This is a genomic window from Faecalibacterium sp. PGM34, from assembly GCF_054456555.1.
The window spans coordinates 1,138,366-1,161,470 of record NZ_CM136898.1; the positions used below are offsets into that span (position 1 = coordinate 1,138,366).

Consider the following 23,105-nt stretch of genomic DNA (forward strand, 5'->3'; position numbering starts at 1 on the left):
GCGCAAGCGATGACGGAAGGAGTTCAGCCAAAAGCTGCTTTTAAAACTAAGAAAGGCTCCCTCCTTTGGGAGGGGGTCTTTTGTTATAAGGAAAAGAGGAACAAACCATGAGAAGTGACAACGTGACCAAAGGCTCGGAGCGTGCGCCCAACCGCAGCCTGTTTTATGCGCTGGGCTACACCCCGGAGGAACTGGAGCGCCCCCTCATTGGCGTGGTGAGCGCTCACAGCGAGATCGTGCCCGGCCACATGAATCTGGATAAGATCGCCGAGGCGGTCAAGGCCGGTGTGCAGATGGCCGGTGGTACGCCCATCCTGATCCCCGCCATCGGCGTGTGCGACGGCATCGCCATGGGTCATGTGGGCATGAAATACTCTCTGGCCTCCCGCGAACTGATCTGCGACAGCGTGGAGACCATGCTGATGGCACACCAGCTGGACGGCCTTGTGCTGGTGCCCAACTGCGATAAGATCGTGCCCGGCATGGTGATGGCAGCGGTGCGCATGGATGTGCCCGCCGTGGTCTGCTCCGGCGGCCCCATGCTGGCCGGCACTTACGGCGGCGAGGAAGTGAGCCTTTCCAAGATGTTCGAGGCCGTGGGTGCCTATAAGGCCGGTATGATCACCGACGAGCAGCTGGAGGACTGCACCTGCAACTGCTGCCCCAGCTGCGGCAGCTGCTCCGGTATGTACACCGCCAACAGCATGAACTGCCTGTGCGAGGCCATCGGCATCGCCCTGCCCGGCAACGGTACCATCCCGGCTGTGTATTCCAAACGTTTGCAGCTGGCAAAGCACGCCGGTATGGCCGTGATGGAGATGGTGCGCAAGGGCATCACCGCGCGCCAGATCATCAACGAGCGCTCCATCCGCAACGCGCTGACCTGCGATATGGCGCTGGGCTGCTCCACCAACACGGTGCTGCACCTGCTTGCCATCGCCTACGAGGCCGGTGTGCCCATCGACCTGAAGCTGTTCAACGAGATCAGCGCCAAGACCCCCAACCTGTGCCATCTGGCACCGGCTGGCACCACCCACATGCCGGATCTGTACGCAGCGGGCGGTATCCCGGCAGTACAGGCAGAGCTGGCCAAGAAGGGCTTGCTGGATCTGGATGTGCCCACCGTCACCGGCAAGACCCTTGGCGAGAACATCAAGGGTGCCCATATCCTGAACGAAAAAGCCATCCGTCCCATCGAGAACCCCTACTCTGAGACCGGCGGTCTGCAGATCCTGTGGGGCAACATTGCCCCGGACGGCTGCGTTGTCAAGCGCAGTGCGGTAGCCCCGGAGATGCAGCAGCATTCCGGCCCGGCGCGGGTGTTCAACAGCGAGGAAGAGGCCATTGCCGCCATCTACGCGGGCAAGATCGTCCCGGGCGATGTGGTGGTCATCCGCTACGAAGGCCCCAAGGGCGGCCCGGGCATGCGGGAGATGCTCAACCCCACCTCTGCGCTGGCAGGCATGAAGCTGGATAAGACGGTGGCCCTCATCACCGATGGCCGCTTCTCCGGTGCATCCCGCGGCGCCGCCATCGGCCATGTCAGCCCGGAGGCAGCCTCCGGCGGCCCCATCGGCCTGATCGAGGAAGGGGACATCATCACCATCAACATCCCCAACGCCTCCATCACGCTGGAGGTCAGCGATGCAGTGCTGGCAGAGCGCAAGGCAAAATACGTTGCGCCCGAGCCCAACATCAAGACCGGCTGGCTGAGCCGTTACGCCCGCATGGTCACCAGTGCAAATCTGGGTGCGGTGCTGAAATAAGAAACCAATAAAAGAGGGGCTGCTGCACAAGATCCTGTGCAGCAGCCCCCTTTTGCATACAGGGAAAGCTGTGACCGGAAGCGAAAGCTGCCGGTTCTTTTTGCATTGCCGAAAAAAGTGAAAAAAGGTAGTTGACAAAACCCCTTTCTCATGCTAAAATAAACAAGTCGTCCGGTGCACGGATGCACAACAAATGAATATGGGCGTGTTCCCGAGTGGCCAATGGGGACAGACTGTAAATCTGCTGCTTTCAGCTTCGGTGGTTCGAATCCACCCGCGCCCACCAAGAACTCCGGTATCCAATGGGTACCGGAGTTTCTGTTTTATCTGCCTTGCAAAAGGGGCTGCAAGGGTGGATTCGAACAGCATCGACCCGCCGAATAGTCCGGCGGGGAAAAAAGCCCCTGCGGGGCTTTTTTAGATGCGCGGCTCGCGACATCCACCCGCGCCCACCAAGAACTCCGGTATCCAATGGGTACCGGAGTTTCTGTTTTATCTGCCTTGCAAAAGGGGCTGCAAGGGTGGATTCGAACAGCAGCGGAGCCGACCGCCGCCTGCGGCGGAAACAGGGAGGCGAGGCTGGGGCAGCGCTCCGCTTTTTCAAAGCCCTGTCAAGGGGCTGCGGAAAAAGCGGCAAGCGCAACTCGTAAGACCCGCCGAATAGTCCGGCGGGGAAAAAAGCCCCTGTGCAACAGCGACGACCGCTGCCAGCGGCAGAAACAGGGAGGAGCTGTTGGGGCTGCGGCCAGCAGGATGCGCGTGCCGCCCAAGGCACGGTGCAGCCGCTGGGAGCCGCGACCCGGGCTCCTTTTCTGCGCGGCTCGCGCAATCCACCCACGCCCACCAAAAAACCGCAACGTATCAAAATACGCTGCGGTTTTGTTTTACGATACTTTTTCCTGCTATTTCTGCTTCGCCCACCTGTCAGAGCAGTTGTGCAAGAATGCTGTTTTGCACAATAAGCCCGGCGGGGGTCAGGGCGAGGGTACGGCCATCAAAGGTGGCATACCCGGCGCGGACGCAGTTTTGCACAAAGGCCAGCTGCGCGGTGGAAAACTGCTTGCCGTACAGGGCTTTGTAGGCTTCAAGGTCAAGCCCCTTGCGCAGACGCAGCTGTAAAATAAGGTAATCTTCTGCACCGCAGCTGCCGTCCATGATGGGCGCGGCGGCGTCCTGCAGAAAGGCGGCGGTGTCCGGCGCGTAACAGAACCGCTTGCCGCCCATGCAGGAGTGCGCCGCAGGGCCAAGGCCCAGATAGTCGCCGCAGTCCCAGTAGATGAGGTTATGCTTCCCCTCGTAGCCCGGCTTTGCAAAGTTGGAGATCTCGTACTGGCGGTAGCCGTGGTGCTCCAGCTGCTCCACGGCGTAAAGGTAGAAATCGGCGGCTTCATCGCCGGTGGGCAGACCCTCCGGCGGGTGCTTGCCGAAGGCGGAGTCCGGCTCGATCTTTAAAAGGTAAGCCGAGATGTGGGTGGCACCGCCCTTTTCGATCAGCTCCAGTGTCTCGTCAAATTCGGCCTGCGTATAGTGGGGTAATGCCAGCATGATGTCGCCGCTGATGTTTTTGAACCCGGCGTGCCGGGCAGCGGCAAAGGCTGCCCGTGCCTGCTTGGCATTGTGCGGGCGGCCAAGGGTGCGCAGCTGGGTGTCCCGGGCGGACTGCACCCCGAAGGAGATGCGGTTCACCCCCGCCGCCCGGAAGCCCCGCAGGCTGTCCTCAGTAACGGTCTCGGGGTTTGCCTCCAAGGTGATCTCTGCACCGGGCACGGGGGCTGCTGCCCGGATGAGCCGCTCTGCCTGCGCAGGGGTGAGCAGGCTGGGCGTGCCGCCGCCGAAATAAAGGGTGTTCGGCCGCAGGGGCGCGTCCGGCGCAAAGCGGTGCAGCTCCCGCAGCAGCGCGTCCACATAAGCATCCGGTACGCCCCGCTCCCCGGGGCGGGAATAAAAATCGCAGTACCGACATTTGGAAAAACAGTAGGGAATATGCAGATAAAGTCCAAGGGACATACAATATCACAGCCTTTTTCATGAAACGTTCATTTCTATGCAGTATACTATATTCCGTAGACCGGAGCAAGAGAGAAATGCTCCGCAGAATAGACTGGAGGAACCCAGATGAGTTACAATAATTATAACCGTGGCTATGCAGAGCCTACAATGACCTCGGCTGATTATATGACCCGCACCTACCGCTGGATGGCGCTGGGACTGCTGATCACCTTTGCAGCGGCGTTTGTCACTGCGACCACCCCGCTGTTCTACGTGGTCAACTCGCTGTACCTGCTGTTCACCATTGCCGAGCTGGCGCTGGTGTTCGTGCTGAGCGCCCGGGTGCAGAATATGTCCGTGGGTGCGGCAAGAGGCGTGTTTTTGGGCTACGCCCTGCTCAACGGCATGGTGCTGAGCTACTATTTCCTTGCCTTTGATCTGGGCACACTGGTGCTGGCTTTCCTTGCCACCTCGCTGTACTTCGGCCTGATGGCAGTCTACGGCACCACCACCCACAAAGATCTGTCCGGCTGGGGCCCCAAGCTGATGATGGCGCTGTTTGCACTGATCGTTACCGGCTTCGTTGGTGTGCTGTTCGGCATGGGCTTTATGACCACGGTGCTGTACTCCGGCATCGGTCTGGTGGTGTTCATGCTGCTGACCGCCTACGACACCCAGAAGCTGAGCCAGATGTACTCCTACTACGCAGGGGACAGCGAGCTGGCGGAAAAGGCTTCCATCTACGGCGCACTGACCCTGTATCTGGACTTCATCAACATCTTCCTGTATGTGGTGCGTCTGCTGGGTCTTAACAGCCGCCGCCGCGACTAAGCGTACAGCGCTGCAAAAGCATTGATAAGAAAAGGGGCTGTTGCACATGCAACAGCCCCTTTTTTTGTTGTGGAGGTTTACCCCCTCAGTCATCTGCGGTGACAGCTCCCTCAAGGGGGAACACGCCCTCTCAGGCGCTCCCGCGCCAGATTCCCCCTTTTGTCGCTGCGCGACATCTTCCCCCGGAGCGGGGGAAGTCTTTCCTCAAAGGGAGAGCCAAGCCGTTACGCTCGTTGCAAAAGTTTTAAGTATAATGAGAAAGTTTCCGGCAGTGCTCTTGGCTCTCCCTTTGGGAGAGCTGTCACCGCAGGTGACTGAGAGGGCGCACGCCGTCAGCCATTTTTGAAAGTATCAAACGCAATGAGAAACTTTCCCTTATTTTAGGCCGACGCTCAAAGCATTTTTACGGTCAGCGCCTTGGTGGTGTGCTCCTGCGCTTCGGTGCTGCCGGGCTTATCGTCCAGAATGTACCGCAAAATCAGTACCTCGGCCACATACAGCACCGCCACCTTGATGGGGATGCTGCCGGAATCCAGCGGGCTTTCCTGTGCGCCGCACAGCAGCACGATGTCTGCCAGCTTTGCGCCGGGGGAGTCCTCATAGTGGGTGAGCAGGATGATCTTTGCACCGTTGGCCTTGGCGGTGCGCAGGGTCTCCATCAGGTCGCGGGTGGCGCCGGAGTAGGAGACGAACAGCACCACATCCTGCTCGGTCATCAGGCTGGCAGCCATGACCTGCATGTGGCTGTCGGCAACGGCGCGGAACTTGTTGGTGATGCAGGCAAACCGGGCGCAGATCTCGTTGGCGGCAGCCATGCTGCCGCCCTGTCCCATGCAGAACACCTGCCGGGCGCTGTGCAGCAGCGTCACTGCCTGCTCCACCGCCTGCGGCGAAAGAGCGTTCTGGGTGCCGTTGATGGCGGTCATGAACAGCGCCGAAGCGTGCTCGCACAAAGTAGCAGTGTCGGCGTCCGGGGCGGGCTCCTGCTGGTTCACCAGCACGCCGGTGGCATTGGCCTGCGCCAGCGCAATGCGCATTTCGTGGTAGCCCTCAAAGCCCAGCGCCCGGCAGAACCGGAACACCGTGGCCTCGGCCACCTGACACTCTCTGGCCAGAGATGATATGGACAGATACTGTGCCTCCGCAGCGTGCTGCACCAGATATTCGGCCACCGTGCGGCCAGATTTTGTCAGGTCGCCCTGATGCTGCTGCAGCAGCTCCCAAAAATTCGTAGACATTCTTCCCTCTCCTGACTCGGCTGCCGGTGGTGCACCGGTGCCGTTTTGGTGCTTACCTTCTTATATAAAAGTATAAGAGAAACCGCACCGCTGTGCAAGAGGCGTAATGACCACATTTTGCCCGCCGCTTCTGTGCAGAGGGCACAGTTTTGACGAAAAAAACGGCCCAAATGGTGAAAATGCTTTTCATTTTTGTGGTTTTGAAACTGAAAGCAATTTTCAAAGAAGCAGTGGAAAGTGTACCGTTTTGTAACTATTTTGACAAGTAAAGTGGATGGAAATATTGTGTTTTTTCTGATATCCCACAATTTTGTGCAGGCTGCTGGGTTTGAAAATGAAAATTTATGAAAAGAATGAATAGACAAAATGAAAATAATTTTCTATAATTAGGCTACAAACAACGGCTGCGGACACGAGCAGCCGCTACGAGCAAAACGGAGCACGATCCCCCGATGGGTCGAAAAAGATGAACAAGGAGAATCTACCATGAAAAACTGCATTTCCCGCCGTTCGTTCCTGAAGGCTGCCGGTATTCTGGGCGCTGCCGGTGCACTGGCCGCCTGCGGCGGTTCCTCCTCCACCAGCACTGCTGCTTCCTCCACCGCTTCCTCTGCTGCTGCAAGCACTGCCAGCACCGGCGCAAGCATCAAGCTGTGGACATACCCCATCGGCGGCTGGGGCAATGACGACACCGTCCAGAACCTGATCTCCAGCTTCAACGCAAAGTACCCTGACATCAAGGTGACCGTGGAGTATCTGGACTACACCAACGGCGACGATCAGGTGAACACCGCCATCGAGGGCGGCAGCGCACCCGATCTGGTCATGGAAGGCCCCGAGCGTCTGGTGGCCAACTGGGGTGCCAAGGGCGTTATGGCTCTGCTGAACGACCTGTGGACCGATGACGCCAAGAAGGACATCTACGCTTCTGTGGAGTCTGCCTGTCACAACGAGAAGGGCGACTACTACGAGTACCCCCTGTGCATGACCGCACACTGCATGGCCGTGAACATGACCAAGGTCAAGGAAGTGGGCGCTGACCAGTACATCGACACCGACAAGCACACCTGGAGCACTGACGGCTTCCTCAAGACCGTGGACGCACTGTACAAGGGCGGCTACGAGAATGTAGCAGCCATCTACTGCAGCGGTCAGGGCGGCGATCAGGGCACCCGCGCCATCATCAACAATATGTACGGCGGCACCTTTACCGATGCAGCCCACACCAAGTACACCGCCGACTCTGCCGAGAACATCAAGGCTATTCAGACTCTGTACGATACAAAGGGCGTCAACTTCGATCCCTCCATCAACGGCGGCGAGGAGATCACCCTGTTCCGCAACGGTACCCTGCAGATGGCTTTCTGCTGGAACATTGCACAGCAGCTGAACGCTGACACCGCTGCCGCAGGCCAGACCATCAGCGGCGACGAGATCTTCCCCATGGCATTCCCCACCGAAAGCGGCGACCCGAAGCTGTGCGGCGGCATCTGGGGCTTCGGCATCTTTGATAACGGCGACGAGGCCAAGATCAAGGCTGCAAAGACCTTTATCGAGTTCATCGCTGCCGACCCCTCTCAGGTCAAGGACAGCGTGCTGGCTTCCACCTACTTCCCCGTCCGCACCAGCGTGGGCGACATCTACGCCGGCAACGAGGTCATGAGCGAGTACAGCAAGTTCATGGGCTATCTGGGCGACTACTACCAGATCACCCCGGGCTGGACCACTGCCCGCACCGAGTGGTGGAACATGCTGCAGCGCGTGGGCTCCGGCGAGGCCGTCGAGACTGCCGTCAAGACCTTCGTGGACAACGCAAACGCAGCCGCTGCTGCCGAGGCATAAGCGCTAGTTTCTCTGAACTGCATCATAGCTGAACCGCAAGACCCCTTCCTCCGGGTGAGGGAGGGGCCCTTTACGGAAAAAACACTCTCAAACGAAAGGTCTGGTGATCCTCTTGGCTGCAAAGACGGCAATGAAAGAGCCCAAACGCAGCAGTGCGCTGGTACGGCGCGAAACCTTCGCCTCCTACTGCTTCCTGCTGCCCAGTCTGATCTTCTTTCTGGGCTTCGTCATCTATCCCATGATCCTCTGCGTGGTGACCAGTTTCTTTGACTCCACCATGAACCGCGCGGATATCTTTGTAGGTCTGGCAAACTACAAGACCCTGTTTGCCGACCCTATCTTCCTTGGTGCATTAAAGAACACCTTCGTCATCGTCATCGTGTCGGTGCCCATCACCTGCATCTTCTCACTGTGGGTGTCCTCCGCCATCGTAGACCTGCCGGAGTGGGCGACAAGCCTTTTCCGCTGCGTGTTCTACCTGCCCGTGGTCACCGGCTCGGTCGCCGTTACCGTGGTGTGGAAGTGGATGTACAACAACTACTACGGCATCTTCAACTATCTGGGCAAGAGCCTTGGTATTCTGGACAAAAACATCAACTGGCTGGGTGACGAGCGGTTCGCACTGGGCTGTATCATCCTGATTTTGCTTACCACCTCTGTGGGTCAGCCCATCGTGCTGTACGTTTCGGCACTGGGCAACGTGGATCAGTCCATCGTGGAGGCTGCCGAGGTGGACGGCGCGACCGACTTCCAGTGCTTCTGGAAGATCAAGTGGCCGGCCATTATGCCCACCACCCTGTACATTCTGGTCATCACCACCATCAACTCCTTCCAGTGCTTTGCACTGATCCAGCTGCTGACCTCCGGCGGCCCCAACCACAAGACCGATACCATTATGTACTACATCTACTACACCGCCTTCAAGCAGTACAAGTACGGCTACGGCAACGCCATGGGCGTGGTGCTGGCGGTGATCATCGCCATTCTGTCTGCTGTCCAGTTCAAGCTGGGCAACAAGGATAATTAAGGAGGTGCGGAACAATGAGTGCAACTGCTGCAAAAAAGCAAAAACCGTTGAAGCGCCATCCCAGTAAACTGAAAAAGATGAGCGCCTACGCCATTCTGGCGATCATCCTCATCAGCATTATGGCGGTGCTGTTCGCCTTCCCGCTGTACTGGATCATCACCGGCTCCTTCAAGACCGGTGCTGCCATCAACGCCACTACCCCCGAGTGGTGGCCCAGCCAGTGGGTGCTGACCAACTACCAGAAATTGTTTGCCGGGAAACGTGCCCCGCTGTGGCAGCTGGCTGTGCCCTTCGGCTCCAAGTTCAGCGCCGACGGCGAGCCTGTCTACTTCTCGGTAGGCCCCATGACTCCCGCCGCCATCCGCTGGATGATCAACACCGTGTTCATGGCAGTCGTGTCCATGATCCTTACCTGCCTGACTGCCGCCATGGCCGGTTACGCGCTGGCCAAAAAGCGCTTTGTAGGCCGCAAGCTGCTGTTCACCCTCATCGTGTGTGCCATGGCGCTGCCCAAGCAGGTCATCCTGATCCCCCTGCTGCGCGAGATGAGCGCACTGAACCTGTACAATACCATCTGGGCGGTCATCTTCCCCATCGTGGGCTGGCCGTTCGGCGTGTTCCTGATGAAGCAGTTCAGTGAGGGCATCCCCACCGAAATGTTGGAGGCTGCCCGTATCGACGGTGCCAGCGAGGCGCGAACCTTTGTCAAGATCGTGCTGCCCATGGTCAAGCCCGGTATCGGCGCGCTGGCCATCTTTACCTTCATCAACAGCTGGAACGATTACTTCATGCAGTTGATCATGTTGTCCAGCACCAGCAACCTGACCATCTCGCTGGGCATTGCAAAGCTGCAGGCAGAGAACAGCACCGACTTCGGCCTGATCATGGCAGGCGCTGCACTGGCTGCTGTGCCGATCATCATCATCTTCCTCATCTTCCAGAAGTACTTCACCAAGGGCATCGCAATGGGCGCGGTCAAAGGATAAAATTGCGACCGCGGCCTGCGGCCGAAACAGGGAGCAATTTTTGGCGCAGCGGTCTGCAAGACGCGAGACCTGTCCAAGGGTCGAAGCGGATGCAGGGTACCGCAAGAGGGCGCTGATGCCGCTGCCCGAACTGGAAAGCGTACGAGCTTGATACAACTTACAATTATAATTAAAGAAGGGCTTGAAACATGAAAGATATCAAAAAATATCAGGGTGTCATCCCTGCCTTTTACGCCTGCTATGACGCGGATGGCAACATCTCGGTGGAGGGGGTCAAGGCGCTGACCCGCCACCTGATCGCCAAGGGCGTCAAGGGCGTGTATGTGGGCGGCTCCTCCGGCGAGTGCATCTACCAGCATGTCGATGAGCGCAAGGCCGTTCTGGAAGCTGTAATGAGCGAAGCCAAGGGCAAGCTGACCGTGATCGCCCACGTTGGCTGCAACAACACCGCCGACAGCATGGAGCTGGCCCGCCACGCCGAGAGCGTGGGCGTGGACGCCATTGCCTCCATCCCGCCCATCTATTTCCACCTGCCGGAGTACGCCATTGCCAAGTACTGGAACGATATGTCCGCTGCCGCCCCGAACACCGAGTTCGTCATCTACAACATTCCGCAGCTGGCAGGCACGGCGCTGACCATGAGCCTGCTGAACGAGATGCTGAAGAACCCCAACGTGGTGGCCGTGAAGAACAGCTCCATGCCCACGCAGGACATCCAGATGTTCAAGGATGCAGGTATCGCCGCCCGCGGCGAGGAGGGCTTTGTGGTGTTCAACGGCCCGGACGAGCAGTTTGTTTCCGGCCGCGTCATTGGCGCAGACGGAGGCATCGGCGGCACCTATGCCGTGATGCCGGAGCTGTATCTGGCCATGAACGCCCATCTGGAAAAGGGCGAGATCGCAAAGGCCCGTGCCATCCAGTATGAGGCTAACCGCATCATCTACAAGATGTGCTCTGCCCACGGCAATCTGTACGCCGTGCAAAAGGAGATCCTGCGCCGGATGTACGGGCTGGAACTGGGCAGCGTGCGCGCCCCGATGCCCGGCCTGATCCCCGAGGATGAAGCCATTGTGGCCGAAGCACAGGCCATGATCGAAGCTGCCATCGCAAAGCTGTAACAGGATAAAAGCGCCCCTCTCCGTCTCTTTTTCAGAGGGGAGGCGGGCGCTTCTTTTATTGGAGGAAACGCGAATGATCTGCGATACTTTGCAGCATCTGGGCCGGTACAGGGGACTGCACCCCAATCTGGATACCGCCATTGACTATCTGCTTACCCACGACCTTGCCGCCCTGCCGCTGGGGCGCACCGAGGTGGACGGGGATAAGGTGTTCATCAACCTGATGGACGCCACATTGCACCCGGACGCGGGCTACCACCCGGAGTACCACAAGCTTTATGCTGATTTACAGGTAGACTTTACCGGCAGCGAGGGCTGGGGCTACACCAATCTGCCCGGCGCGGAGATCGGGGAATTTACCGGGGACTGCGGCTTTCAGGACAGTGCCAGCGTAGTGACCGGTGCACTGGGCGAAGGACGCTTTGTACTGTTCTTCCCGGAGGAGCTGCATAAACCCGGCCTTGTACAGCACGGCTGTGTCAGCGTGCGCAAGGCTGTTGTCAAGATCAGAATGGAGGAGTAAGACCATGGATAAGGAAAAACTGTTTGCACAGATCAAGGGCGGGCTGATCGTGTCCTGTCAGGCACTGGAGCACGAGCCGCTGTACACCAAGGAGGGCGGCGTCATGCCCCTGATGGCCAAGGCTGCCGCCATGAGCGGCGCTGTGGGCATCCGCGCCAACACCGTGCGGGACATTACCCAGATCAAACAGGTGGTGGACCTGCCAATCATCGGCATCATCAAAAAGGACTACCCCGGCACGCCCATGTACATCACCGTCACCATGAAGGAAGTGGACGAGCTGGTGGCCTGCGGTGTGGATATCCTTGCCGTGCAGGGCACCGGTGCGCTGCGCCCGGACGGCTCTACCTCCGCGCAGTTCATCCGCGCCATCAAGGCAAAGTACCCCGAGCAGCTGGTGATGGCCGATTGCGATAACTTTGAAAACGCCATGCTCTGCGCCGAGGCAGGCGCCGACTTTGTGGGCACCACCATGCGCGGCTACACCCCAGAGACCACCGGCATTGATGATATCGATTTTGACTTCATCCGCAAGCTGTCCGCAGAGTGCCCGGCAAAGATCATTGCCGAGGGTCATATCCACTACCCGGAGCAGGCGGTCAAGGCGCTGGAAGCCGGTGCCTTTGCACTGGTGGTGGGCGGTGCCATTACCCGCCCGGCAGAGATCACCGCACGCTTTACCGGTGCCATCAACGCCGCTAAAAAATAACACAGGGGAGTGCCTGCTATGAAACACTATCTTGGTATCGACATCGGCGGCACTGCCGTCAAGCTGGGCATTGTGGACGAAGCCGGCGCGGTGCTGGCGAAAGCCGAGGAGAGCGTAAGCTTTGACGGCTACCGCACCCCCATCCTGACCACGGTGCTCAAGGCTGCACAAGCCTTCCTTGCCGCGCAGAACGTCCCGGCGGAAAGCCTTGCGGGCATCGGCGTTTCTGCCACCGGGCAGATCGACAGCCGCAAGGGCATCGTGGCGGGCACCTGCGGCAACCTGCCCAACTACATCGGCGCACCCATCAAGGAGGAGCTGGAAAAGACCTTTGGCTTGCCCGTCACGGTGGCCAACGACGCCAACTGCATGACGCTGGGCGAGGTGTGGGTCGGCGGTGCACAGGGTTATACGGACGTCATCGGCGTGACGCTGGGCACCGGCGTGGGCGGCGGCATCCTGACCGGCGGCCGTCTGCTGGAAGGCGCGCGGGGTCTGGGCGGCGAGCTGGGCCACTACCGCACCCATGCGCTGGACGGTGTAGACTGCACCTGCGGCGCAAAGGGCTGCTGGGAACGCTACGCTGCCACCACCGCCCTTGTGCGCGCCGCGCAGGAGAAGGACCCGGTATGGAAGGACGGCCGCGCCATCTTTGCCGCCGCAGAAGCGGGCAATGCGACCGTGCTGGCGCTGCTGGACGCATGGACGGACGAGATCGCACAGGGGCTTGCAGGCATGGTGCATATCTTCAACCCGCAGCTGATCCTGATCGGCGGCGGCGTGTCTGCTCAGCAGAAACTGCTCATCGAGCCTATCGCTGAAAAGGTGAAAGCATCCGTCATGCCCGCTTTTGCCGAGGGGCTGGAGATCCGCGCCGCGCAGCTGCACAACGATGCCGGGATGGTAGGCGCTGTATACTACTTCCGGCAGATGATGGAAAAGAAGTAATTCGGTTATGAAAAAGCATATTCTCTGTCTGGGTGATTCCAACACCCACGGCTATTGCGCCGACCCCAACGACTGCGCCGACCACGGCATCCGCTTCAACGAGGACGAGCGCTGGACCTGCCGCCTGCAAAAGGCGCTGGGCGAGGAGTATCTGGTCACCGAGGAGGGGCTTTCCGGCCGCACTACCGTGTTCGTGGACCCGCTGCATGAGTCCATGGATGCGCTGAGCGTGGCCTACGCCCTGCTCAAGAGCCACGAGGTCATCGACCTGCTCATCATCATGCTGGGCACGAACGACGTCAAAGAGCGCTTTGGAGCCAATGCTGCCTGCATCGGCGCGGGCATGGAGCGGCTGCTGCTCAAGGTCAAGAGTGTGGACTGCTGGGGCGGCAAGGCACCTAACATTCTGGTGGTGGCGCCGCCCTGCATCAAGGACGGCTTCCACGATGCCGTCATGGGCGCAGGCTGCATGGAAAAATCCCGCGGCGTCGCCGAGCAGCTGCGCATCGTAGCCGAGCGGCAGGGCGTGCACTTTATGGACGCCGCCGAATGCGAGTTTAACGAGGTGGACTTTATGCACCTGACTTGCAAGGGTCACGCCCGTCTGGCCGAGCTGCTGACCGCAGAAGTGCCCAAGCTGGTCTGAGTAAAAAGATGTCAGAGCGATCCCGGAAGGTCTGCGGACTTTCCGGGATCGCATTTTCATGCAAGCAGGGGAGAAAGCTCGATTTCCGGGACTGCATGGAAAAGGCACGCGGCAAGCGCTGCTTTTTCCTCCATACTGCCGCCTTTTTTGTTGACAAGGCACCGGCTTGCTATTATAATAGTGTAGTCAAAATGGCATTCCTGTGCGGCTTTGTGGCTGCGCGAAAGAAATACAGCTAATAACAAGGAGAGATTCTCAAATGGCACAAGAGATCAAGATGTCCGCTGCCGGTCTGAAGGCAATGCAGGAGGAGCTGGAATACCTCAAAACCGTCCGCCGCAAGGAACTGGCTGAAGAGATCAAGGAAGCACGCAGCCACGGCGACCTGTCTGAGAACAGCGAGTACGACGAGGCCAAGAATACGCAGGGTCTGGTGGAGAACCGCATCGCCGAGCTGGAGCAGACCATCAAGAACGCGGTTCTGATCGACGAGAGCGAGCTGAGCGTGGATAACGTCTCCGTGGGTACCCACGTCACCATCCGTGAGACCGGCGAGGACGAAGCCGAGGAATACGATATCGTGGGCCGCACCGAAGCTGATGCCTTCAACGGCAAGATCAGCGATGAGAGCCCCGTGGGCCACGCCCTGATGGGCAAGGCTGTGGGCGAAAAGGTCGAAGTGCTGCTGCCCACCGGCCAGACCGTGGAGTACACTGTGCTGGCTATCACCCATTCTGCAAACTAAGTAGGAGTAACCATGGAAGAGCAAAAGAGAAACCCCGCTTCGGGTCTGTCCGAGAGCGAGCAGGTACAGGTGCGCCGCCAGAAGCTGGCCGACCTGCAGGCCGCCGGCAACGACCCCTTTACCCTGACCAAGTTCCCGCAGGACGCGTATTCTGCCGACCTGAAGGAAGAATTTAAGGAACTGCCCAACGAGACCGACAGCGGAAAGCTGGTGGCACTGGCAGGTCGTATGATGTCCAAGCGCGTCATGGGCAAGGCAAGCTTTGCCCACCTGCGCGACGACAAGGGCGATATCCAGCTTTATGTCCGCCGCGACGAGCTGGGCGACGAGGCCTACGCCGCCTTTAAGAAGCTGGACGTGGGCGACATCATCGGCGTGAAGGGCGAGGTGTTCCGCACCAAGACCGGCGAGCTGAGCGTGCGCGCCACCGAGCTGACCCTGCTGGCAAAGAGCCTGCGCCCCCTGCCCGAGAAGTTCCACGGCCTGACCGATACCGAGATGCGTTATCGCCAGCGCTATGTGGACCTGATCGCAAACCCGGAGGTGAAGGACACCTTCATCAAGCGCAGCCGCATCCTGAAGGAGATCCGCGCTTATCTGGACGAGAAGGGCTTCCTGGAGGTGGATACCCCCATCCTGACCCCGTTCGAGATCGGCGCTTCTGCACGCCCCTTCTACACCCATCACAATACCCTGAACATGGACATGGTGCTGCGCATCGAGACCGAGCTGTACCTCAAGCGCCTGATCGTGGGCGGCATGGACCGCGTGTACGAGGTGGGCCGCATCTTCCGCAACGAGGGCATGGACCCCAAGCACAACCCGGAGTTCACCACCATTGAGCTGTATCAGGCCTTTACCGATTTCCACGGCATGATGGATCTGGTAGAGGAGTTGTACAAGCGCCTTGCCCTCAAGATCTGCGGCAGTCTGGTCATTCCGTATCAGGGCAAGCAGATCGACATGAGCCACTGGGAGCGCCTGACCATGGTGGAAGCCGTGAAGAAGTATTCCGGTGTGGACTTCAACGACTGGCAGACCGATGCAGACGCCATCGCCGCCGCCAAGGCACACAACGTGGAGCTGCCCGAGGTGCCCACCAAGGGTGCCATTCTGGCCGAGTTCTTCGATGCCTTTGTGGAGGACAAACTGATCCAGCCCACCTTCATCTACGATTATCCTGTGGAGATCAGCCCGCTGGCTAAGCGCAAGCCGGATGATCCCGCTTTCACCGAGCGCTTCGAGTATTTCATCGACTGCACCGAGTACGGCAACGCCTTCAGCGAGCTGAACGACCCCATCGACCAGAAGGGCCGCTTCGAGCGTCAGGTGGCCGAGCGCAAGGCACTGGAGCCCGAGTGCAAGGCACAGGTGGATTACGATTACATCAACGCACTGGAGTACGGTCTGCCCCCCACGGGCGGTCTGGGCTTCGGCGTGGATCGTCTGGTGATGTTGCTTACTGATAGTGCATCTATCCGTGACGTGCTGCTTTTCCCCACGATGCGCCCGGAATCTAACTAAGCTACGTGGTAATCCTTGCGTCTCCGACTATCCGCACGAACTAAAAATCCGACCCTGAATGTACCAAAAATCTGAATGTTCAGACGGATTTCTTAGGGGCTTGTCGGAGAAGGCAAAAATCCCAAACGGAGCGTGACGGATTTTCGCCTGTTCCACATCCAGCAGAAAACTGTAAACGAGAAAACAGTCAAGAGGACATTTCACCATCAGCGAAAGCTGAAAGTGGAGTGTCCTTTTTCTATATCCTGATATGCACGTATACCATATAACCTTGATAAAGGAGAAGAATACCATGGCACATAAGCGAAACTCGGTTGAAGTTCCTGAACTGGAAAAACTGCTGGCTGGAAAGAAAAAGAAATACGTTCGCTACGAGGAAGGAGCTGTTCTCTACTCGATGGGCAAAAACTCCTTCCGGCAAATTGCGCAGGATTCCCACGCCATTGTCCGGCTGAAACGCATTGCACTGGTGAACGTAGAAGTGCTGGACGAATATCTGGAATCCTTTCGTGAATAATTGAATCAGCTTTACATAGCGCACTTTCAGTTTCCGCAAAATTGAAGGTGCGCTTTTCTCTAAATTTGATTGATTATTTTCGAAAAAGTGATTATTTCGATTGAATTTCTGTCAAAAGTGTGATACTCTAGCATTGGAGGGTTGCAATATGCTGATAGAATTTCGATTTAAAAATTATCGTTCCTTTCGTGACGAAGCTATATTGTCTATGGAAGCAATAGGCTTGGGTAGTAAAAAAGATTGCTTGATTCATTACAAAAGTCAAAAAATCCTACCGGCAGCGGCAATTTATGGAAAAAATGGCGGAGGCAAGAGTAATGTTATTCGTGCTTTTTGGCTAGCAGTTCAGTTTATAAAAAATGCCCAGCGGACACAGCATGAAAAATCTGAGATTCCAATTCATTCTTTTGCGTTGAATGATTACTCTGCAGAGCAACCGACAGAGTTTGAATTCATTTATACAAAAAACAATGTAAAATACTGGTATGGATTTTCTGCGACACGGCAGAAGATTCTAAAAGAATACCTATTCCACGCACCAAAAGGACAAAAGGCAACTGTTTTTACTAGAGCAGAGCAAAATTTCAGCTTTACAGAGGATAAAGCACTTCGAAAACTAATTGGTAAGATGGTATCAGAGAACCAACTGTTTTTTTCTGTCGCATGCACAATGAATGATTCTGCTTGCGTTAAGGCGATGCAATGGTTTAGAGAAGATGTGCGATTCTCAAGAGACTATACAGATATTCCTGATCAATTGATTACCTATTCGGAAGATCCTCTTATGTTAAAAGCAATTTCAAACTACGCAAAAGCTGCTGATCTTGGCATTGAGGATGTACAATTTGACGTTAATAATCGGGAAATTGACAATAATTCTGCCTTTCCTGAAAATATGCCAGATGAACTAAAAAATGCATTATCACAATTTGCACAAGCGTTGGCATCCAGTCCGAATATCCAAATGCAGCAAATGCGAGTAGGACAAGTTGACGCTAAAACAACTCACAAAGGAAAAAACAAGGACGGATCGAGAGGTCTTTACAAATTGGATTTGGATGACGAATCAGACGGAACGCGTAGATTGATGTCAATCGCTCCAGCAATTGAATCAACCTTGCGAACGGGTGGACTTCTACTAATTGATGAAATCAATCGTGAGTTACATCCTATTTTGGTGGCATATATCGTTGCAAAGTTCCAGAACAAGAATGCAAACCCACACGGTGCACAGCTTATTTTTACAACCCACAATACAGAACTTATGGGCATGGATTTGTTAAGAAAAGACCAATTCTATTTTGTGGATAAGCATAACGCAGATGGTGTTTCTGAACTTTACAGTGTGAGTGAACTCGGAACACGAACAGAAGAAAACATTCAAAAGAACTATATTCTTGGCAAGTATGGTGCAATACCAAACGTTGAAATTGAGGAGATAGAATAATGCCTCGTCAGATAAAACGTGTCAAGCCCTTAATTTATGTATTTTATGAAGGTGAAAGTGAGCAACAGTATATTGATTATTTGAAGGATCAGTTCTCTGATGTGGCTGTAATTAAGCGATGTGCAAAGAGAGCTTCTACAAATTTGTTCGAGGACACGAAAAGTAGATTCGAAAAAGATAAAAAGTATAGAGATACTGCTGAAGCAACGGATGAAATCTGGTTCTTTTTTGATGCTGAATTAAAAGATAGTAGTGACGAAGTATGGGCTGACCGACTAAAAATTATTAACTATCTCCGAAAGCTTCGAAAAAAGCCCAATATTCGTGTTCGACTTCTGATGACCTCCGGCTGCATTGAGTATTGGTTTATGCTACATTTCAAAGATTGCGCTCCTCCTACTCAAACTGAGGCTGACAAAAATAACCTTGTAAAAGATGTTAAAAAATTTATTTCAATTTACAAGAAAGGCGATAAAGATTCCATTTGGCAAATCGCTCCCAACTATCCAACAGCAGTAAAGTATGCAAAAAAGCGGTTGCAAAACATTTCGGAGATTCCTTGTATTGAAGATACAGATGAACGAAATCAATGGCTCTGCAAATATTGCGTAACTTTTTCGACTGTATTTGAAGCACTTGATTTTTTGGAAAGTCTTAGTTCTGTAGCATAAGAATCATTCATCATGGAGAGAAACTTGCTATAAAGGGGTGGCTTTTCCTTTGTTTCTTCTGCATCTATCAAGGATGTTAATGGAGCATAATGGATAAAGATAGAGTCGTTGTTTGCATTCTCCCGACGATGCGCCCGGAATCCAACTAAGCTACGTGGTAATCCTTGTGTCCCCGACAGTCCGCATGAACTGAAAATCCGACCCTGAATGTACTAAAAATCTGAATGTTCAAACGGATTTCTTAGGGGCTTGTCGGAGAAGGCAAAAGTCTCAAACGGAGCGTGACGGATTTTCGCCTGTTCCACATCCAGCAGAAAACTGTAAACGAGAAAACAGTCAAGAGGACATTTCACCATCGGCAAAAGCCGAAAGTGGAGTGTCCTTTTTCTATATCCTGATATGCAAGTATACCACATAACCTTGACAAAGGAGAAGAATACCATGGCACATAAGCGAAACTCGGTTGAAGTTCCTGAACTGGAAAAACTGCTGGCTGGAAAGAAAAAGAAATACGTTCGCTATGAGGAAGGGGCAGTCCTCTACTCAATGGGCAAAAACTCCTTCCGACAAGTCGCACAGGATGCCCACGCCATTGTCCGGCTGAAACGCATTGCACTGGTGAACGTAGAAGTGCTGGACGAATATCTGGAATCCTTTCGTGAATAATTGAATCAGCTTTACATAGCGCACTTTCAGTTTCCGCAAAATTGAAGGTGCGCTTTTTCTTTTGCAAAAATCAGACAAGGAGGTTTTGCACATGAACACACACTTACAGTTGAAAATTCGAGGCTACACCAAATGACGCTCGACTACTTCTATGGGCAGTCGGGTGAACTGTTTTCCTACTTCCGCATACCGAAAGCACTCTTTCAGGACAGCCGTTTCCGGCAGCTCTCTACGGATGCCCGGACGCTGTACGGCATCCTGCTTGACCGCATGAGCCTGTCTGTAAAGAACAACTGGCTGGATGAGCAAGGGCGCGTGTATATCATCTACACCGTCCGAGAGGTACAGGAATCCCTCTGCTGCGCCGAACACAAGGCGGTCAAGTTATTCCGGGAACTGGAACAGGCCGACCTTATCGAACGCAAACGGCGAGGACTTGGCAGACCTAGCTTGATCTACGTCAAGAACTTTTCATCTGGACTGCCAAAAGCGCAAGTACGGAATTGCGCAAATAGCAATTCTTGTGCTGCTGAAAATGCAGTTCAGGTGCAGCCAAAATCGCAATCTAATAAGACTGATAAGAATAATACTGAGAGGAACAATCCTTTCCTCCCGGATGGAGCGGACAGACTTACCCAGCGGGAACAGCTTGAAGATTATTTTTATCAGGTGTTGGAGGTCGAACTGCTGCTCCGGCTCTGCCCGGACGATGAGGACGTCATCTATCAGATCGTAGACTTGCTTGTGGACACCTGCTCCACCAAACGCAAGATGTTGAGGATTGCCGGGGACGACAAGCCTGCCGAGGTAGTGCGCAGTCGCTTAAAAAAGTTGACCGCAGACCACATCCGTTTTGTGCTGGGCTGTCTGACAGAGAACACTTCCCCTGTGCGGAACATGAAGCAGTACCTGTTGGCAGCATTGTTCAATGCGCCCACGACCATGAACCTTTATTATCAGAACAAGACGAACCACGACTTTGCGCGTGGCTCTCCGAAAGCGGGGTGATGTTATCGCAAAGAAAGCTACCACAATCGCCATCGTAAACCAAAAAGGCGGCACGGCCAAGACCACTACCTGTGAAAATCTTGGTATCGGTCTGGCAATGGAGGGCAAAAAGGTTCTGCTGGTGGATGTTGACCCGCAGGGTTCACTTACCATCAGTATGGGCTGGCAGCAGCCGGATGAGCTGTCCACCACATTGTCCACCCTTATGCAGAAAGCCATGAACGACCAGCCCATCCAGCCCGGTGATGGTATCCTGCACCATGCAGAGGGCGTTGACCTTATCCCGGCCAACATTGAATTGGCAGGAATGGAAGTCGCCCTTGTGAACAGTATGAACCGGGAAAAGATGCTCAAGCAGGTGTTGGACAGTGCTAAACGCGAGTACGATTATATTCTGCTGGATTGCACTCCCTCATTGGGGATGCTTACCATCAACGCACTGGCAGCGGCAGACACGACACTGATTCCGATGCAAGCACAGTACCTTTCAGCAAAAGGTCTGGAACAGCTTTTGCAGACGATTGGCAAAGTTCGGCGGCAGATAAATCCAAAACTGAAAATCGAGGGCATTTTGCTGACCATGACGGACAGCCGCACCACCTATGGCAAGCAGATTGTCAATTTAATCCGACAAGGCTACGGTCGGAAGATCCATGTGTTCGAGCAGACGATTCCCCATTCTGTTCGTGCTGCTGAAATCAGCACAACGGGAGAAAGCATTTACCAGCATGACCCGAAAGGCAAGGTGGCCGCAGCCTACCAATCTTTAACGAGGGAGGTGTTGGCAAATGCCGAAAAACAACGGAAACTTAGCTCTGAAAGGATTAGATGAGCTGCTATTTTCCACCGAGGAGCAACGGCAAGAAGAAAAAAGAGAGCAGGTACAGCAAATCCCCATTGATGAGCTGCATCCGTTCACCAACCATCCTTTCAAAGTTGTGGACGATGAAGCCATGACCCGAACAGTGGAAAGCATTGCTCAGTTTGGTGTGCTGGCTCCGCTTATCGCAAGGCCGCGCCCGGATGGTGACGGCTACGAGATTATCTCCGGCCACCGCCGCCAGTTCGCCGCAAAGATGGCCGGACTGGAAACTCTGCCTGTCATCGTGCGTGATATGGACGATGATGCCGCCACGATTCTGATGGTTGATTCCAACTTGCAGCGAGAACACATCTCACCCAGCGAAAGAGCGTTCGCGTACAAAATGAAGCTGGATGCTCTAAAAAATCAAGGTGCTAGGTCGGATTTAACTTCCCGACAAGTTGTCGGGAAGTTGGAGGCTGCTGACGTGATAGGAAAAGCCACCGATGAAAGCGGCAGACAAGTACAGCGGTATGTCCGACTTACGAACCTTATTCCTGAACTGCTCAATATGGTGGACGAAAAAATGATTTCATTCAATCCTGCCGTAGAGCTGTCTTATCTCTCGCCTGAGCAACAGCAGGAAATGATAAAGGCGATGGACGATACGCAAAACGCACCTTCCGTTTCACAGGCAAAGCGCATCAAAGAACTGGCACAGAAAGGTCAATTCACCTCTGATGCCGTTGTTGCCATTATGGGAGAAGAAAAGAAAGGCGAACTGGACACAGTAACTATCAAAAACGACATCCTGCGAAAATACTTTCCGCGCAGTTACACGCCCCGGCAAATGGAAGAAAAAATAATACAGCTTCTGGATGCGTGGCAGAAAAAGCGTCAGCGTAGCAATGAGCGTTGACAGCGCATGAACCGATAAGACCCGATTGGGTCTTTTATTTTGCAAAAAAATTAGGAGGTAACGCCCATGAACAATACGATTGATTTCAATACCGCAAAGACCATCGGCACCATGAGCAAGAAAATCGACCATATCGACGATACGGTGTCCGGCTTCTTCTCTTTCATGCACATGGTCATGCAGAACGAACTTGGCAATGCAGAGCCATACTTTGCAGCAGTTTCTCCCGTTCTGGATTTGACCGTGATCCGGCCTGACGATGCGCCGCATATCCTGCCCTGCTTCGATGAAGCAGATGAGGGCATCGCCATTTCCGAAGATGAACCGCTGGGCTTCCGCTACAACCCCAAGCAGGTCATTAAGCTGATGGGCAAGCGGTATCTGGTCGGCCCGGTGATTTTCCACCGCTTCGATGATGAGAGGAATTTTGCATCTCTGACGATGAGCGATATGTACACCATCCAGAAATATCTGGAAAGCAACAGTGTCACTCTGATGATCGACCGCGACAAGCTGACCTGCATCTGCATCGACTAAGGTGTGCATGAAGAAGTTTGATGTGGAAATTACAGAAACGCTCCAACGCACGGTTTCTGTTGAAGCCGATTCGCGGGCAGAAGCAGAGCGGCTCGTTACAGAAGCGTGGAACAATGAGGACTATGTTCTCGATTCCACAGATTTTGTCGGTGTCGATTTCAAAACCGTGGGTGAGCAGGAGCTTTCCGAGAACAGAAAAATGGAGATTCTTTTGGTTCAGCCCGGTATGTATCCGCAGAAAGCCACCATTGGCACGGAACTGAAAGATTTTCAGGATGCTGTCGGTGGCACCATTGCGGCAAGCTATCCTTTCGATGATCCGGTTGCTATCGTGTATAACGATGAAGGTAAGCTGACGGGGCTGCCCTTGAATCGTGCCTTGCGTGATGAGCATGGTCAAATGTATGATGTTGTTGCCGGAACTTTTCTGGTTGTCGGAGAGGGTGCGGAGGATTTTGAATCGCTTTCCCCGGAACTGGCACAGAAGTATGAGAAGCATTTTCACCAGCCTGAAACCTTTTTGAAGTTAGGAAATCGTCTGTTGGTGATTCCTATCCCGGACGACGCTGTGAAGTCCGCCGAGAATAAAGCCGTGAACAAGCCCCCAGCGGAACATGACCGTTAAATCCAAACTTCTGCACGGGAG

23 protein-coding genes and 1 tRNA gene are annotated in these 23,105 nt (G+C 54.9%); 22 read left to right on the plus strand and 2 right to left on the minus strand.

Annotated features, from left to right (window positions below; genetic code table 11):
• Positions 1-107: 107 nt before the first annotated feature.
• Both ilvD and ACXPUX_RS05375 read left to right on the plus strand, forming a co-directional pair.
• Positions 108-1,766 (plus strand): dihydroxy-acid dehydratase, encoded by a 1,659-nt coding sequence (gene ilvD / locus ACXPUX_RS05370; protein WP_458830602.1) that lies wholly within the window; start codon positions 108-110, stop codon positions 1,764-1,766.
• Between the two features lie 201 nt (positions 1,767-1,967).
• Positions 1,968-2,052: transfer RNA gene (locus ACXPUX_RS05375), tRNA-Tyr, on the plus strand.
• A 638-nt stretch (positions 2,053-2,690) separates the two neighbouring features.
• On the opposite strand, the gene hemW is transcribed toward ACXPUX_RS05375, so the two are convergent.
• Positions 2,691-3,773 carry a radical SAM family heme chaperone HemW gene (hemW, locus tag ACXPUX_RS05380; RefSeq protein ID WP_458830604.1) on the minus strand — a complete coding sequence of 361 codons (1,083 nt, stop codon included), beginning with the start codon at positions 3,771-3,773 and terminating at the stop codon, positions 2,691-2,693.
• Positions 3,774-3,881: 108 nt separating this feature from the next.
• Between hemW and ACXPUX_RS05385 the strand changes: the two genes are divergently transcribed.
• Positions 3,882-4,586 carry a Bax inhibitor-1/YccA family protein gene (locus ACXPUX_RS05385; RefSeq protein WP_458830606.1) on the plus strand — a complete coding sequence of 235 codons (705 nt, stop codon included), beginning with the start codon at positions 3,882-3,884 and terminating at the stop codon, positions 4,584-4,586.
• A 392-nt stretch (positions 4,587-4,978) separates the two neighbouring features.
• Here the strand turns inward: ACXPUX_RS05385 and ACXPUX_RS05390 are convergent, their stop codons facing one another.
• A complete protein-coding gene (locus tag ACXPUX_RS05390) occupies positions 4,979-5,824 on the minus strand; it encodes a MurR/RpiR family transcriptional regulator (RefSeq protein WP_458830608.1) in 846 nt (281 codons plus the stop codon).
• Between the two features lie 486 nt (positions 5,825-6,310).
• On the opposite strand from ACXPUX_RS05390, the gene ACXPUX_RS05395 reads away from it, so the two are divergent.
• From ACXPUX_RS05395 to ACXPUX_RS05485, 19 genes are all read left to right on the plus strand, one after another.
• Positions 6,311-7,666 (plus strand): extracellular solute-binding protein, encoded by a 1,356-nt coding sequence (locus ACXPUX_RS05395; RefSeq protein ID WP_458830610.1) that lies wholly within the window; start codon positions 6,311-6,313, stop codon positions 7,664-7,666.
• A 130-nt stretch (positions 7,667-7,796) separates the two neighbouring features.
• Positions 7,797-8,693 carry a carbohydrate ABC transporter permease gene (locus ACXPUX_RS05400; RefSeq protein WP_256266809.1) on the plus strand — a complete coding sequence of 299 codons (897 nt, stop codon included), beginning with the start codon at positions 7,797-7,799 and terminating at the stop codon, positions 8,691-8,693.
• A gap of 14 nt (positions 8,694-8,707) precedes the next feature.
• Positions 8,708-9,679, plus strand: coding sequence for a carbohydrate ABC transporter permease (locus ACXPUX_RS05405; protein ID WP_458830613.1), 972 nt, complete (start codon positions 8,708-8,710; stop codon positions 9,677-9,679).
• 188 nt (positions 9,680-9,867) lie between these two features.
• Positions 9,868-10,797 carry a dihydrodipicolinate synthase family protein gene (locus ACXPUX_RS05410; RefSeq protein WP_458830615.1) on the plus strand — a complete coding sequence of 310 codons (930 nt, stop codon included), beginning with the start codon at positions 9,868-9,870 and terminating at the stop codon, positions 10,795-10,797.
• Positions 10,798-10,870: 73 nt separating this feature from the next.
• Positions 10,871-11,320 carry a YhcH/YjgK/YiaL family protein gene (locus ACXPUX_RS05415; protein WP_458830617.1) on the plus strand — a complete coding sequence of 150 codons (450 nt, stop codon included), beginning with the start codon at positions 10,871-10,873 and terminating at the stop codon, positions 11,318-11,320.
• A gap of 4 nt (positions 11,321-11,324) precedes the next feature.
• Positions 11,325-12,029, plus strand: coding sequence for an N-acetylmannosamine-6-phosphate 2-epimerase (locus ACXPUX_RS05420; RefSeq protein WP_458830619.1), 705 nt, complete (start codon positions 11,325-11,327; stop codon positions 12,027-12,029).
• A gap of 18 nt (positions 12,030-12,047) precedes the next feature.
• On the plus strand, positions 12,048-12,977 hold the full coding sequence (locus tag ACXPUX_RS05425; protein WP_458830621.1) for an ROK family protein: 930 nt from the start codon (positions 12,048-12,050) through the stop codon (positions 12,975-12,977).
• A 7-nt stretch (positions 12,978-12,984) separates the two neighbouring features.
• A complete protein-coding gene (locus ACXPUX_RS05430; protein ID WP_458830623.1) occupies positions 12,985-13,623 on the plus strand; it encodes a GDSL-type esterase/lipase family protein in 639 nt (212 codons plus the stop codon).
• A 259-nt stretch (positions 13,624-13,882) separates the two neighbouring features.
• Entirely contained in the window at positions 13,883-14,368 is a 486-nt protein-coding gene (gene greA, locus ACXPUX_RS05435; RefSeq protein WP_458830625.1) for a transcription elongation factor GreA, read from the plus strand.
• A 12-nt stretch (positions 14,369-14,380) separates the two neighbouring features.
• Positions 14,381-15,892: a lysine--tRNA ligase gene (lysS, locus tag ACXPUX_RS05440; RefSeq protein ID WP_458830627.1), complete on the plus strand. Its 1,512-nt coding sequence runs from the start codon at positions 14,381-14,383 to the stop codon at positions 15,890-15,892.
• Between the two features lie 292 nt (positions 15,893-16,184).
• Positions 16,185-16,409: a DUF6462 family protein gene (locus ACXPUX_RS05445; RefSeq protein ID WP_458830629.1), complete on the plus strand. Its 225-nt coding sequence runs from the start codon at positions 16,185-16,187 to the stop codon at positions 16,407-16,409.
• Positions 16,410-16,557: 148 nt separating this feature from the next.
• Positions 16,558-17,856 (plus strand): AAA family ATPase, encoded by a 1,299-nt coding sequence (locus tag ACXPUX_RS05450; protein WP_458830631.1) that lies wholly within the window; start codon positions 16,558-16,560, stop codon positions 17,854-17,856.
• The gene (locus ACXPUX_RS05455) at positions 17,856-18,527 is read left to right on the plus strand and encodes an RloB family protein (protein WP_458830633.1); all 672 of its coding nucleotides are present in this window, start codon (positions 17,856-17,858) and stop codon (positions 18,525-18,527) included. The genes ACXPUX_RS05450 and ACXPUX_RS05455 overlap by 1 nt, the downstream gene beginning before the upstream one ends.
• Positions 18,528-18,968: 441 nt before the next feature.
• Complete coding sequence (locus ACXPUX_RS05460) at positions 18,969-19,193, plus strand: DUF6462 family protein (protein ID WP_055190045.1); 225 nt, start codon at positions 18,969-18,971, stop codon at positions 19,191-19,193.
• A gap of 132 nt (positions 19,194-19,325) precedes the next feature.
• On the plus strand, positions 19,326-20,201 hold the full coding sequence (locus ACXPUX_RS05465; protein WP_410476592.1) for a DUF6017 domain-containing protein: 876 nt from the start codon (positions 19,326-19,328) through the stop codon (positions 20,199-20,201).
• Positions 20,202-20,205: 4 nt separating this feature from the next.
• Entirely contained in the window at positions 20,206-21,033 is an 828-nt protein-coding gene (locus tag ACXPUX_RS05470; RefSeq protein WP_458831165.1) for a ParA family protein, read from the plus strand.
• Positions 20,990-21,922, plus strand: coding sequence for a ParB/RepB/Spo0J family partition protein (locus ACXPUX_RS05475; protein ID WP_371292515.1), 933 nt, complete (start codon positions 20,990-20,992; stop codon positions 21,920-21,922). Before ACXPUX_RS05470 ends, ACXPUX_RS05475 begins: the two co-directional genes overlap by 44 nt.
• A gap of 66 nt (positions 21,923-21,988) precedes the next feature.
• Positions 21,989-22,459: a hypothetical protein gene (locus tag ACXPUX_RS05480; RefSeq protein ID WP_458830636.1), complete on the plus strand. Its 471-nt coding sequence runs from the start codon at positions 21,989-21,991 to the stop codon at positions 22,457-22,459.
• A gap of 7 nt (positions 22,460-22,466) precedes the next feature.
• Positions 22,467-23,084 carry a DUF3846 domain-containing protein gene (locus tag ACXPUX_RS05485; protein WP_332376128.1) on the plus strand — a complete coding sequence of 206 codons (618 nt, stop codon included), beginning with the start codon at positions 22,467-22,469 and terminating at the stop codon, positions 23,082-23,084.
• The last annotated feature ends 21 nt before the right edge of the window (positions 23,085-23,105 follow it).